We start from the raw sequence: 13,420 nt of genomic DNA, 5'->3' as shown, positions 1-13,420 counted from the left end.
CCTCTCCCCCCCCGCGAAACGGGTATTAGACGCTGTGATGCCCCCTTTCACCCCCCCCTCCCTTTTCCACCTTCTTTTTCGCCGGGGTCACGGAGCGAGCGCGACGGCGACACGCCGGGTTTGCCCCGGGCACCGGGGTCGCGGTTAGCCTGACCGGCGACCGCGCACCGTCGCCGCTCCCGAGCCGTCGGCGCGCGCCCCGCCCGCCCCCGACGCCCCACGGTGATCCGCCCGCATGACGACGCCCGTCCGAGACCACGCCCGCCCCGCCCCCGCCGGGGCCGCCCGGACCCCGGACCGCCCCGCCCCGCGACGGCCGTTCCGGCCCGAGGTGCAAGCCCTGCGGGCGCTGGCGGTGGGGATGGTCGTCCTCTTCCACTTCTGGCCGGGCCGGGTGCCCGGCGGCTACGTGGGCGTGGACGTCTTCTTCGTCATCTCCGGCTTCCTCATCACCGGCCACCTGCTGCGCGAGGCGGAGTCCACCGGCCGGGTCCGCCTGGGGCGGTTCTGGGCGCGCCGGGCCCGCCGCCTGCTGCCCGCCGCGTACCTCGTCCTCGTGGCCACCGTCGTCGCGACGCTCCTCCTGGCCCCGCACTCCCTGTGGCAGCAGTGGTTCCGCGAGACGCTCGGGGCCACCCTCTACGTCGAGAACTGGGTGCTCGCGGCCGACGCGGTCGACTACCTCGCCGCCGACGCCGACCCGTCGCCGGTCCAGCACTACTGGTCGCTGTCGACGGAGGAGCAGTTCTACCTGGTGTGGCCGCTGCTCGTGGTGCTCGCCGCCGCCGTCGCGGCCCGCACCGGCCGGGCCACGCGCCGCACGACCGGCGTGCTGCTCGCCGTCGCGACCCTCGCCTCGTTCGCGACGTCGCTGTGGCTCACCGCCGCGGACCCCGCGCCCGCCTACTTCGTCACGAGGACCCGCGCCTGGCAGTTCGGCGCGGGCGCGCTGCTCGCCCTGTGGCTCGCGCGGACGGGCTGCCGCCCGGTGGGCGACCGTGTGCGGGTCGCGGCGAGCTGGGCCGGGCTCGCCGTCCTCGTCGCGTGCGCGTTCGTCTACGACGCCGGCACGCCGTTCCCCGGCACCGCGGCGATCGCGCCCGTGCTCGCGACCGTCGCGGTCATCGGCGCGGGGACGCCGGCGGGCAGGTTCTCCCCCGCCGGCCTGTTCGCCTGGCGGCCCGTGCCGTACGCGGCGGAGATCTCCTACTCCCTGTACCTGTGGCACTGGCCGGCGATCGTGTTCCTGCCCCTCGCCCTGGGGCACGAGGCCGGGCTGCTCGAGCGCGTCGTCCTGCTGGCCGGCGTCGTGCTGCTGGCCGACCTCACCAAGCGGTGCGTCGAGGACCCCGCGCGCTTCTCCCGGCGCTGGGACCTGCACCGCACGGGCCGCGCCCTGTCGCTCACGGTGGCCGGGGCGGCCGTCCTCGCCCTCGTCGCCGGCGGCGGGCTCGCCGTCGCGAAGCACCGCGTGCAGGAGCAGGAGGCGGTCGCGGCGCGCATCGTCGCCGACGAGCCCGCCTGCTTCGGGGCCGAGGCGATGGACCCGGCAAGGCCCTGCGACAACCCCGCGCTCGACGACGTGGTCGTCCCCGCGCCCGAGGCCGTCTCCGACGACATCGCCCGACCCTTCGACTGCTTCGTGGACAACGACGAGTCAGCGCTCGCGGACTGCACCTTCGGCCCGGTCGACGACGCCGACGTCCCGCACGTGGTCCTCGTGGGCGACTCGCACGCCCGCGCCCTGATGCCGGCGTTCCGCGAGCTCGTCGACGAGGGCCGGATCAGCCTCAGCGTGCAGTTCAAGTCCTCCTGCGCGTGGAGCACTGGCCCCACGAACGTGGGCGGCGAACCCGCCCGCACCTGCGAGGAGTGGAAGGACCAGCTGGGGCCCTGGCTCGAGCGGCAGGCGCCGTCGACCGACGCCGTCGTCACGACCGGCTACCTCGACTACCTCTCCGGGAGCGCCGCGGAGCAGGCCGCCGACCTCGCCGAGGCGTGGGAGCCCGTCGCCGACGAGGGCGTCCCGATCGTGGCGCTGTCGGACAACCCGCAGCACGACGACGAGCCGTCCCTCTGCCTCGACCGCGGCCTGTCGAGAGACCCGGCCCGCTGCGACCAGCCCGAGCAGCAGGCGTTCCCCGACCGCCAGGTGTACGAGGACGCCACCGAGCAGGTGCGCGGCGCGTCGTACGTCGACCTCACCGACCTGTACTGCCAGGACGGCACCTGCCCCGCCGTCATCGGCGGCGTGAACGTCTACCGCGACACGCACCACGTCACCGCGACGTACGCCCGCACCATGACGCCGTTCATCGAGCGCGAGCTGCGCGAAGCCGGCCTCCCTGTCTGACCGCCCGCCCCCACCCGAGGTGCCGAACAGGCAGTTGACACCGTTATGGACGCTTGTAGGGCTCCATAACGGTGTCAACTGCCTGTTCGGCGAGCTGCGGCGAGGGCGGAGCGGACCGTCGGCCCGACAGCTTCGCGGGCGACGTGCCCGGCGTCGAAGTGGAGGAGACGCACGCCGACCGCAGCCAGCGCGTTGTCCCGGTCCCGATCGCGGCGCACGCCACCGGGGCGGTCGTCGTGCCACGCGAAGCCGTCCATCTCCGTGACGAGCCACCCGTCGCGCAGCCGCCACGCCATGTCGCCGACGGCGAGCAACCGTCCGGCACGGTCGTGCACGGGAAACTGGAGCACGTCGGGCGGTACCCCCTCCGCGATGCACTGCCATCTCCCCCGGGACTCCAGCGGTGACGCGGCGAGCGGGCTCGCGAGCTCCCACAGCTCGTGGCGCAGTGCCACACCGCGCCGCCCTCGGGCATGGTCGTGGGAGCGCGCCAACCCGTGGCGGTCCACGGCGCCCAGCCGCAGCGCCGAGTCCAGGACCGCCAGCCCGTCGCCCATCGAGAGCTCCGGCACCGCCTGGGCGAGCGCCCACTCCGCGGAGGCGATCCGGCGCGGCCCCGTCCGTCGGTCGCCGAACTCCACGGTCGTCATGCCGTCGTCGAACTGCCGGAGCGGGGCGCCCGCCCGCCCAGGACGGCGTGAAGCGGCAGGGAGCGCGGTCCCGGAGCGATGCCAGGTCGGCAGTCCCTCCACGCCGTGAAGGGCGAGGGCGTCCCCACCGACGGCGATCGCATCCGGACCGTACGCGAGCAGCCCGATCCACGCGTGCCGGCGCCGGAGATGACCGTGCAGGACGTCGCCGTCGTTCTCCGGCGGCCACGGCGTCAGACGGGGCGCGGTGCGCACCGCGAGCGGCATCACGACACGCCCCGGTGCGTCCGCCGCCACCCGCGCTGCCGGTGCCACGGCGACCGTGTCGACGACGCCTCGGGTCACGGCGGACCAGCGCCCGGCGGCCACCAGCCGGGACCGTCGTGAGGCACCGACACCGTGCCGTTCGCACTGCTGCGCCGACAGCAGACCCTCCTGGGCGTCGGCGAGGCCCTGGAGGAGCGGCGGGATCGGAGCGAAGGTGCGCATCCCGACACACCACCAGGCGAGACCGCGCCGCGGGACCCCGTCGGACCGATCTGTGGACGGCCGAAACCTGGGGGCAGCCTCCGCGCCCTGTGCCGAACAGGCAGTTGACACCGTTATGGACGCCGCGGGGCGTCCATCACGGTGTCAACTGCCTGTTCGGCACCCCCCGGAGGGCTCGACTACATCATCACTGTCAGGCGGTGAGCTTGTTGTCCACCATGGAGAGGGCGGAGCCGATGGCCATGTGCATGTCGAGGTACTGGTACGTGCCCAGGCGGCCGCCGAAGTGCACGTCGGGCTCGTCGGCCATCAGCTCGCGGTAGCGCTTGAGCCGCTCACGGTCGGCGGGGGTGTTCACCGGGTAGTACGGCTCGTCGCCGCGCTCGGCGAAGCGGGAGTACTCGCGCACGATGACGGTCTTGTCGCTCGCGTACTCCCGCTCGGGGTGGAAGTGGCGGAACTCCAGGATGCGCGTGTACGGCACCTCGGTGTCGGCGTAGTTCATCACCGGCGTGCCCTGGAAGTCGCCCACCGGCAGCACCTCGCGCTCGAAGTCGAGCGTGCGCCAGGACAGCGACCCCTCGGCGTCGTCGAAGTACCGGTCCACCGGGCCCGTGTACACGACCGGCACCTGCCCCACGACGGCCTTCTTGCTCACCGGCTGCGCGTCGTCGAAGAAGTCGGTGGACAGCCGCACCTCGATGTTCGGGTGGTCGGCCATCCGCTCCAGCCACGCCGTGTACCCGCCGGTCGGCAGGCCCTCGTGCGTGTCGTTGAAGTACCGGTTGTCGTACGTGTACCGCACCGGAAGGCGCGAGATGATCGACGCCGGCAGCTCGCGCGGGTCGGTCTGCCACTGCTTGGCCGTGTACCCCTGGATGAACGCCTCGTACAGGGGCCGCCCGATGAGGGACACGCCCTGCTCGTCCAGGTTCGACGGCCGCTTGTCCCCCAGCTCCGCGGCCTGCTCGCGCACCAGCGCCCGCGCCGCGTCGGGGCCGTGCGCCGACCGGAAGAACTGGTTGATCGTGCCGAGGTTGATCGGCATCGGGAAGACCTCACCACGGTGCGTGGTGTACACGCGGTGCACGTACGACGTGAACGCCGTGAACCGGTTCACGTACTCCCACACCCGCTCGTTCGAGGTGTGGAACAGGTGCGCCCCGTACCGGTGCACCTCGATCCCCGTGTCCGGGTCCGTCTCGCTGTACGCGTTGCCGCCGAGGTGGTCACGACGGTCGATCATGAGCACCTTGCGCCCGCGGTCGGCCATCCGCTCGGCGACGGTCAGGCCGAAGAGCCCGGTGCCGACGACGACGAGGTCGGTCATGCTGCTGCCTCCAGGTCGGGGGTGGTCAGTCGGGCTCGTACCCGCCGCGCAGGCGGGTGTACGCGCGGTACCCGGCCTTGCGGACGGCCTCCGGCACCACGCGGTAGCCGGCGCGCACCACGACGTTGCGCACCATCTGCGGCCCGGTGAGGAACCCCTCGGAGTGCAGGGTGCGCTGCAGCGCGAGCTCGGACGCGAGCAGCCGGCGGCCGCCGCGGCGCGCGTAGGCGCCCGCGCCGACGCGGTACAGGACCAGCGGCTCGACGACGTTCTGCGCGTCGGCGCCGCCCGCGATCATGCGCGCGAACAGGAGGTAGTCCTCCATGAGGTCGAGGTGCTCGTACCCGCCCGCGGCCGCGACGGCGGAGCGCCGGTACACGACGGACGGGTGGTTGAACGGGTCGCGGAACCGGGCGGTGGTCGCGATGTCGGCGCCGGTCGGCGGCACGCGGACCATGCCCGGGTCGTGCTCGTCGTCGTCGAACTCCTGGATCGCGGAGCCGACGATGTCGCAGCCCGCCGCGACCAGCGGCACCTGCACGGCGAACCGCTCGGGGCGGGAGATGTCGTCGGCGTCGGCGCGCGCGACGATCTCGTGCTTGCAGGCCTCCAGCCCCGCCTCGAGAGCGCGGGCGAGGCCGACGTTGCGCTCGAGCGGCACCAGGGTGACGGGCACGTCGGTGAGCTCGTGCAGGCGGCCGAGGACGGCGGAGATGTCGGCGCCCACGGGCCCGTCGCGCACGACGACCACCTCGTCCGGCCGCAGCGTCTGGTCGCGCGTCACGGACAGGAAGCCGCGTTCGAGGTGGGCCGCGTCGTCGCCCGCGTACACGGGCAGGAGCACGGAGAACCGGTGGTCGTCGAGCGCGCCGGGCGCGGCCGCGGCACGGGGGGCCGCGGCGGGGCCCGCCGCCGGCCGCGGCACGGACTCCTGCCGCTCGGCCCGCCCCAGCTCGACCCGCGCGACGCTGAGCGCGGCGGGCCCGACGCCGGCGAGCACCTCGGTGTCGGCGCGGGGGCGGCGCACGACGCCGTGCCACAACCCGCGCCCGCCGGCCTTGAGGAGGGTGCCGCGGTCGGAGGAGCGCGCCACGGTGCGGGCCCAGCGCCGCAGGGTGGACCCGCCGTACAGGACCCGCTCGGACAGGCCGAGCGCGGACGAGCGCGTGAACATCCAGACCTTGTTGCGCACCTCGTAGTAGAAGCGCGGGCCCGGGTCGTGGTCGGTGCCGACGAGGCGGGCCGTGCGGTGCTCGACGACGCTGCCCGGCACGTACAGGCCGGTGCCGCGGCGCAGCATGCGCGTGGAGTACTCGAAGTCGTCGTTCCAGATGAAGTAGTCGCTGACGGGCAGCCCGTGCTGCCGCACGGCGCGCGCGTCCACCATCATCGACACGAACGACATCGACCGGACCGGCACGGCTCCGGCGGCCCGCGCGCGGTTCAGCTCCGCGGGCGACGCGCCGGGGCGGGTGCGCGGCGTGTTCATCGGGTGGTCGCTGCCGTCGGTCCACACGACGCGGCTCGCCATGGCGGTGACGTCGCCGGCGTAGGCGTCGCGCGCGCCGAGGAGCGCCTCGAGCGCCGTCTCGGTGGGGACGGTGTCGTCGTCCATGAGCCATACGAGGTCGGCGTCCAGGTCGGCGACGGCGGTCGCGATGCCGACGGCGAAGCCGCCCGCGCCGCCGGTGTTGCGCTTGAGCGCGACGACCTCGGGGGCGCTGGGGTGGGACCGGGCGACGTCGAGCGCGTCGTCGGTGGACGCGTTGTCGACCACGAGCACCCGGTCGACGGGCCGGGTCTGGGCGGCCAGCGCGTCGAGGGCCGCGCCGAGCAGCGCGGACCTGTTGTACGACACGACGACCGCGACGACGGAGGGGGTGGACATCCTGGTCATCCTAGTGGGGCGCCCGGGGTGCGAAGGTCGCCCGCCAGGTCTCGGGGTCGACGAGCGCGGGCGCGGCGGCGCGCCACCGCGCGGACACGGGTCCCCACCGCAGCGCGAGGCGCACGTGCGTGGCGACCGTGGCCCCGAGCAGCCGCCAGAACCGCCGCGGGTCGCGCCGCAGCCAGGTCCCCGAGGCGCCGTCGCCGGCCAGCACGAGCACCGAGTCGTGGCGGGGCGTCTCCCACCAGGTCGCCTGCTCGCGGGTCAGCACGGACGCGGGGACGGACCCGCCGCGCGCGGGCCGGAGCTGGCGCAGCAGCCCGGCGGCCGCGAAGCGCGCCAGCGCCGCCGACGTCGGCTTCTCCCCCGGCCCGCCCGCCCGGGCCCGCCCCGCCGCGGCGTCGAAGGCGGGGTCGCCGGCGCGGTGCACCGTCGTCTCCGGGTACGCGGCGCCGACCGCCCGCGCGGCAGGAACCACGCGCTCGAGGTCGGCGTGCAGGTCGCCGGGCCCGGCGAGCACGTCGCGCAGGGCGCGGACGTGCAGGTCGACGGCGTAGTACCGCATCCCGAGCAGCAGCTTGAGGTCGTTCGCGAGCAGCAGCGGCAGCAGCAGCCCGGCCCGCGGCCGGCGTGCGCGCAGCAGCGCGGCGGCCACGCGGTTGCGCACGTGCAGGTAGGCCTGCCACTCGACGGTGTCGTCCTTCTCCGTCCACGCGACGTGCCACAGCGCGGCGCCCGGGAACGAGACGGTGGCCCGGCCGGCGTCGCGGGCCCGCAGGCCGAACTCGGCGTCGTCCCACTTGAGGAACAGCGGCAGGGACAGCCCGACGGCGCGCAGGACGTCCGTCGGGATGAGGCACATCCACCAGCCGTTGAAGTCGCTCTGGCCGCGGGCGTGCAGCCAGGGGGTGTCGCGCAGGGTGCCGGCGGCGAGGTCGTGCCACTGCTGGTCCGCCTCGGGCGGCCCCCAGTTGAAGCTGCGCTCGTGCACCACCTCGCTGAAGGAGTTGAGCACGGTGGGGCGGTGCAGGTCGAGCATGTGCCCGCCGACGACGACGGGCGTGCGCGCGGCGCGGTGGAACCGGATCGCGCGCAGCAGCGCCTCGGGCTCCACCTCCACGTCGTCGTCGAGGATGAGGACGGCGTCCGCCGCGGGCCGGTCCAGCGCCTCGAGCATGCCGCGCGAGAAGCCGCCCGACCCGCCCAGGTTGCGCTGCTCGATGACGGTCAGCCGGTCGCCGAGCGCGGCCGCTGCCTCGGCGTACCCCGGGTGGTCGGCGACGCGGCGCGAGCCCTGGTCGACCACCAGCACCGTGCCGACGGCCTCCGCGAGCGCGGCGGAGCCGGCGATCCGCTCCAGCGTGGCGACGCAGAACTCCGGCTTGTCCATCGTGGTGATCGACAGGCACACGTCGCCGGTGCGGCGCGGGGCCACGTCGACCAGCCAGCGCGCTCCGGTGACGACCACCGCGTCGTCGCCCGCGTCGACCTCGAACCAGAGCCAGCCGCCGTCGGCCGCACCGGCGACGTCCGCGTCGAGCGCGACCGTGCCGCCATCGGGCGCCACCTGCGCGGCCGCGACCGCGCTCGCGGCGCCGCTCGCGTCCGAGCGGACCAGGCGCACCTCGCCGGGTCCGGAGGCGTCGACCTCCAGCCGCACGGCCGCGACGCCGGCCCACCGCACCCAGTACGACGCCGGGAACGCGGAGAAGTAGGTGGCGAACCCCTGGGTGGATCCGGCCGGCACGCGGACGGTGCCGTGCTCGACGGCGGCGGGGCCGTCCTCCACGACCAGGGCGCGGCGGTCGGCGGGGGTGGACAGGATCAGCTGTTGCGCGAGATGCACCGGGTGAGCCTAGCCGCGCTGCACGCGCCGCTTGGCGCGCGAGCCGAGCGCCCGGACGAGCTCGCGGCCGCTCGCGTCCGCGAGCGCCTTGCTCCTCGTCAGCTCGCCGCGGAGCGCGGCGTTCTCCTCCTCCAGGCGGGCGACCTCCTCGCGGGCGGTGGCCAGCCGGTCCTCGTCGCGGCGCCCCTGCCGGGTCACCCCGAGGATCGCCTCGACGGCGGCGTCGATCGGCACGACGGCGCTGCTCAGCGGCGCATCGTCGCTCGACGGCACCTCGGCGGTCAGGAGGTCCAGGTCTCCGACCACCCGGACGCCGGACTCCCGGATCTGCGAGACGGACCGCGCCGCCCGTTCGTGCGCCACGTCGGCGGCCCACGTGGGCAGGACGAGCTTGGTGTCGTGCTTGCCCGGCTTGCGGCGGGTGAGGACGGAGACGGACGCGCTGTCGCGCAGCCACTTGCAGTACTCGAGCCACGTGAGCTGCTTGCGGAGGCGCTTGTTGAGCGCCCGGAAGAGCTCCGCCTCCTCGAGGGACAGGCCGCGGTTGCTCGACCTGCCGTCCAGCTTCGCGGTGCCCAGGAGCCCGTGCTCGATCCCGAGCATCGACTCGAACGCGTCGAACAGCAGCGCGGGCGTGGACTTGTCCACGACGACGACCGTGACGTTCTCCGGGCCGAAGGCCTCCGCCCACCGCGTCACGACCCGGCCCTGGTCGATCCGGTCGCGGAAGGAGCTCAGGGCGGACGCCGGATCGTCCGACATCACGCCCTCGAGCCACTTCTGGAAGGTGGCCGTCTCGCCCTCCTTGGTCATCTGCTGCCACAGCGAGGGGAGGATGGAGGCGTAGTTGCGGAGCGTCACGACGACGTGCGCGCGCTCGCCCAGCTCCTCGCGCCACCGGGCGGCCGTCGCGTCGTCGGCGTTCGCGCCGAACTCGTGCCCGATCCAGATCCGGTTGTCGGTGTCCCGGTCGATCTCGGCGCGCAGCTTGCGCCAAGCCCCCTCGACGGGGGTGGTGTCCCAGCCCCAGTGGTGGCCCATGAAGTCGTTCACCGCGCTGCGGTGGTTGAAGGTGCTCCCCGGGTAGCGGACCCCGCGGGCGAGCAGCTCTGGCCGCAGCGCCGCGGCGGCGTTCTGCAGGCTCGTGGTCCCGGTCTTCATCAGCCCGATGTGCAGCAGCAGGGCCCGCTCGGGCAGCTGCAGCGACTCGGACTGGCCCGCGCTGGTCGACATCCCATCTCCTCCAGGACCGTCTGGTCCCCCCTCGACACCGGTTCGTCGCGCCGAAGGTAACCGGCGTCCCTGCACGCAGGCTGTGCGCTCCGTCGCGACGCCCGGCCGGGTCCCCCTTGCGACGACCGCGAGGCTACCAGCGCGCCAGGGAGATGTGGCTGACCCGCACCTTCTTCCCGTCCTTCACCTTGCGGAGGGTCACGGTGCCGTCCTGGTGCCCGGAGAGGACGAGAGAGAAGATCCGGTCGCCGTCCGACGGCTTGTTGAAGTCGAAGGTGCCGCGCACCGCGCCCCCGACGAGCACCTGGAGCTTGCCGTCACCGGGCGCCGTGGCCCCGCGCACCACGACGCGGTGCACCTCGTTGGCGCTCTTGAGGCTGATCGTCGCCCCGCCCTTGGAGGTCTGGTAGGCGTAGTCGCCGTAGTACACCGGATGGTGCACCTTGCTCCAGCCGCTCGAGAACGACCACGACCTCGGCAGGATCGTGGTGGTGGTCCACACCAGGGTGGTCATGGGCCCGCGGTGGTACTTCTGCCCGACGGCGCGCACCGCGAGCTGGCGTGCCGTGCCGCGCTTGAGGTTCACGGTGACCGACGTCGCCGTCGTGGCCTTGAGCACCCGCCAGTAGTTGGTGGACGGCATGTCGGAGCTCCAGTGCGCCTCGCGGTACAGCACCTGGTAGTAGCGCGCGCCGGACACCGCCTTCCACCGGTAGGTGGCCTTCGTGGACCACTGCACGGGCGACTGCGACGCGGACGGCGCGTACCGCTTCGGCGCCGCGACCGCCCACCGGATGGCCCCGTACTTCTTGATCGCCGCCTGCCGCCGCGCCTCCGCCGAGCTGCGCAGGCTGCCCATCTTCGCGGCCAGGTAGCGCCCGGGGCAGGCGGTCTGGTTCGTGGTCTTGTGCATGAGGACGATGGGCACCTTCACCGTGCTGCCGGGTCTCGCCCGCGTGCCCGACCCGGTGCTGCTGCCCGTGACCAGCGTGGTGGTGCCCTTGGCGTTGAGCTTGTACTGGTACGCCTTCCAGCCGATCACCTTGGACAGCGCGGTGAGCAGGGCGCTGGTGGGCTGCGCCGTGTCGAAGTTGCCCATCGCGGACACCCCGATCGTGCCCGTGTTGTAGCCGCCGGCCTGCGCGCCGATCGGGTTGTCGGTGCGCGCGTCCTTGCGGCCCTGGAAGACGTTGCCGTAGCGGTCCACGAGGAACTGGTAGCCGATGTCCGGCCACCCGCGGGACTTCGTGTGGTACGCGTAGATGCCCCGCACGAGCGCCGCCGACTGGCTCTCGGAGTAGCTGTTGGTGCCCGCCGTGTGGTGCACGTAGATCGCCTTGAGCGCCCTGGAGGTCTCGGGCCAGCTGCCCGCCAGCGACTCGTCGGCGCCCCAGCCGGCGCGCGTCACGATCTTGGGGCGGATCTCGAAGCCCGTGCCGGCGCTCGCGGACGACGGAGGCGCTCCGTCGTCGCCGACCAGGGCGTCGGCGCGCGACGTCCCCGGGTCGACGACGTCCACCTGCAGCCCGCGCGGCGATCTGCCGTCCGCGGTCCGCACGCGGGCCTGGACCCCGTCGGCGCCGGTGGAGACGATCGGTTCGGTGCCGGCGCGCCCGCCGTCGACGGTGACGCCGTCCAGGCCCAGCGCCTGCCACGCGCTCCAGCGGCCGTCCTCGCGCAGCCGCACGGCGACCTCGGTGACCTCGCTGGGCGTGGCGGAGTCCCAGGTGACGCCCGCGACGAGGAAGTCCTGCGTCGTGGTGCGCTCGCTCAGCGCGGCGAGCGCTCCGTCATCGGGCTCCTCGTGCGGGAGGGCCGTCGTGCCGCCGCCGGGAGCCACCTTCTTCGCGGTCTCGGCCGCGGAGGGCGCCTCGTGCTCCTCCCCCACGGCGGCGTCCAGCGCGCCCTTCTGGTGGCGGGCGTCGGTGTCGACGCCGCGCACGGGGACGTGCTCCACGTCCGGGGCCACGGCGTGCGCCTCCGGCACCGGGAGGGAGACCGTCGGGAGGACGACCCCGGCGAGCGCCAGCGCCAGCACCGTCGTCGTGGTGACGCCCGTCCGCGCCGCCGCCCTGGCCCTCGACCGGGCCTGCGTCCCGGCCTGCTTCCCGGGCGTCCCGTCGTCCGGGCTCGTGGTGGTGGTCGTCATGCTCGTCTCCGCTCGTCCGTCATGGTCGCGCCGGGCATCTGACCCGCCCGACGATAAGGAGTGCCGGGCGCACAGGCACGCCGAGAGCGCCGCCCCGTTCCGGATGCTGGGCCCCCGCCCCTGGGGCACAGTGCAAGAGGGGGTGGTCACGATGAGCAAGGGACGCTGGGCGCGCCGCGCGGTCGCGGGGGCGGTGGCGGCACTGGTGACGCTCGCGGGCGGGACGGTGGCGGCGACGTCGGCGCAGGCCGCGGTGCCGAGGTCGTTCACCCTCACCGGCTCGGGGTTCGGCCACGGCGTCGGGATGCCGCAGTACGGCGCGTACCAGATGTCGCGGCAGGGCAACCTCGGCCGCGACATCCTGCGGTACTACTACCCGGGCGCCGCGGTGTCGTGGAAGACGACCCCCAAGGACGTGCTGGTGCAGGTCTTCGGCCCGGACCCGGGCGGCTCGACGGCGTACGGCGACCGCAAGGCGTCGACCACGGTCACGGTCACGGGCGGCGACTGGCGGCTCCGCAGCGCGGCGGGCACCACCCTGGCCTCCGGGACCGGGACCACCACCCTCAAGGTGGCCGCGACCGCCGCGGCACGGACGCGCGTCACCGTCGGGACGAAGTCGTACGAGGGCGCGCTGCTGCGCATCCACTGGTCGGGCACGCGCTACTACAAGCCGACGGGCAAGAAGGCGGTGGCGACCGTCGCGGGCACGCACGGTTCCTACCGCAACGGCCGGCTGACGGCGACGGTCCAGCAGGGCTGGACCAACCTCACCAACGACGTGCTGCTCAACACGGAGTACCTGTACGGGATCGCCGAGATGCCGTCGTCGTGGGGCCTGAACGGCGGCTTCTACGCGCTCTCGGCCCAGGCGATCACCGCCCGCTCCTACGCCATGTCGAAGCCGTCGCTGCGGGCCGGGTGCCGCTGCAACGTCGTCGACGACGTGCGCGACCAGTACTACTCCGGCTGGAAGAAGGAGAGCGAGGGCACGGACGCGAAGTACGGCAAGGTCTGGACGTCCGCGGTCCGGGCGTCCGTGCGGAGCGCCACGGAGGCGCGCGTGCTCACGTACGCAGGCGCGCCGGTCGCGGCGCACTACTACTCCTCCAGCGGCGGGCGGACGGCCAACTCGGAGGACGTCTGGGCCGCCGTGATCCCGTACGAGCGGTCCGTCGCCGACCCGTACAGCAAGGCCGCCCCCGGCAACTCCTACGCCTCGTGGACGCGCACGATCACGCAGGCGCAGGCCCGCACGCTGTTCGGGCTCGGGGACGTGAAGTCGATCAAGGTCACCGCGAAGTGGTCCAGCGGGCAGCTGCGCACGCTGGTCGCGACGTCGTCGACCGGGAAGACCGCCACCGTCACCGGCAAGGCCGACGTGATGCGCGCCAAGGTCGGCGCCCGCACGACGGCCGGCTCGATGCCCGCCGCGTGGATCACCCGGATCACCGCTGTGGCGTAGCCGCGCCGCTCAGCCGG

At 74.0% G+C, this 13,420-nt stretch carries 8 protein-coding genes; 2 read left to right on the top strand and 6 right to left on the bottom strand.

What is annotated here, in order from left to right; genetic code table 11:
• Nucleotides 1–235 precede the first annotated feature (235 nt).
• Nucleotides 236–2,353, top strand: coding sequence for an acyltransferase family protein (locus tag ACWF41_RS15080; protein ID WP_380327101.1), 2,118 nt, complete (start codon nt 236–238; stop codon nt 2,351–2,353).
• A 74-nt stretch (nt 2,354–2,427) separates the two neighbouring features.
• Here the strand turns inward: ACWF41_RS15080 and ACWF41_RS15075 are convergent, their stop codons facing one another.
• The 6 genes from ACWF41_RS15075 to ACWF41_RS15050 all read right to left on the bottom strand — a co-directional run bounded on the left by ACWF41_RS15075 (nt 2,428) and on the right by ACWF41_RS15050 (nt 11,938).
• Complete coding sequence (locus tag ACWF41_RS15075; protein WP_380327188.1) at nt 2,428–3,492, bottom strand: hypothetical protein; 1,065 nt, start codon at nt 3,490–3,492, stop codon at nt 2,428–2,430.
• Between the two features lie 193 nt (nt 3,493–3,685).
• Nucleotides 3,686–4,822: a UDP-galactopyranose mutase gene (gene glf, locus ACWF41_RS15070; RefSeq protein ID WP_380317869.1), complete on the bottom strand. Its 1,137-nt coding sequence runs from the start codon at nt 4,820–4,822 to the stop codon at nt 3,686–3,688.
• Between the two features lie 25 nt (nt 4,823–4,847).
• Nucleotides 4,848–6,710, bottom strand: a complete 1,863-nt coding sequence (locus ACWF41_RS15065; protein ID WP_380317866.1) for a glycosyltransferase — start codon at nt 6,708–6,710, stop codon at nt 4,848–4,850.
• Between the two features lie 10 nt (nt 6,711–6,720).
• Entirely contained in the window at nt 6,721–8,556 is a 1,836-nt protein-coding gene (locus tag ACWF41_RS15060; RefSeq protein ID WP_380317863.1) for a glycosyltransferase, read from the bottom strand.
• Nucleotides 8,557–8,565: 9 nt separating this feature from the next.
• Nucleotides 8,566–9,789 (bottom strand): hypothetical protein, encoded by a 1,224-nt coding sequence (locus tag ACWF41_RS15055; RefSeq protein ID WP_380317860.1) that lies wholly within the window; start codon nt 9,787–9,789, stop codon nt 8,566–8,568.
• Between the two features lie 133 nt (nt 9,790–9,922).
• The gene (locus ACWF41_RS15050) at nt 9,923–11,938 is read right to left on the bottom strand and encodes a peptidoglycan recognition protein family protein (RefSeq protein WP_380317857.1); all 2,016 of its coding nucleotides are present in this window, start codon (nt 11,936–11,938) and stop codon (nt 9,923–9,925) included.
• 151 nt (nt 11,939–12,089) lie between these two features.
• Between ACWF41_RS15050 and ACWF41_RS15045 the strand changes: the two genes are divergently transcribed.
• A complete protein-coding gene (locus tag ACWF41_RS15045; protein WP_380317854.1) occupies nt 12,090–13,403 on the top strand; it encodes a SpoIID/LytB domain-containing protein in 1,314 nt (437 codons plus the stop codon).
• The last annotated feature ends 17 nt before the right edge of the window (nt 13,404–13,420 follow it).

The sequence above is a fragment of the Isoptericola sp. NPDC055063 genome, assembly GCF_053608125.1.
This window is presented reverse-complemented; position numbering and strand designations above follow the sequence as displayed.

Bases quoted from the DNA above. Each gene is read 5' to 3' on its own strand.
- ACWF41_RS15055 (WP_380317860.1), bottom strand. From the start codon at position 9,789: ATGTCGACCAGCGCGGGCCAGTCCGAGTCGCTGCAGCTGCCCGAGCGG.
- glf (WP_380317869.1), bottom strand. From the start codon at position 4,822: ATGACCGACCTCGTCGTCGTCGGCACCGGGCTCTTCGGCCTGACCGTC.
- ACWF41_RS15080 (WP_380327101.1), top strand. From the start codon at position 236: ATGACGACGCCCGTCCGAGACCACGCCCGCCCCGCCCCCGCCGGGGCC.
- ACWF41_RS15050 (WP_380317857.1), bottom strand. From the start codon at position 11,938: ATGACGACCACCACCACGAGCCCGGACGACGGGACGCCCGGGAAGCAG.
- ACWF41_RS15065 (WP_380317866.1), bottom strand. From the start codon at position 6,710: ATGTCCACCCCCTCCGTCGTCGCGGTCGTCGTGTCGTACAACAGGTCC.
- ACWF41_RS15045 (WP_380317854.1), top strand. From the start codon at position 12,090: ATGAGCAAGGGACGCTGGGCGCGCCGCGCGGTCGCGGGGGCGGTGGCG.
- ACWF41_RS15075 (WP_380327188.1), bottom strand. From the start codon at position 3,492: ATGCGCACCTTCGCTCCGATCCCGCCGCTCCTCCAGGGCCTCGCCGAC.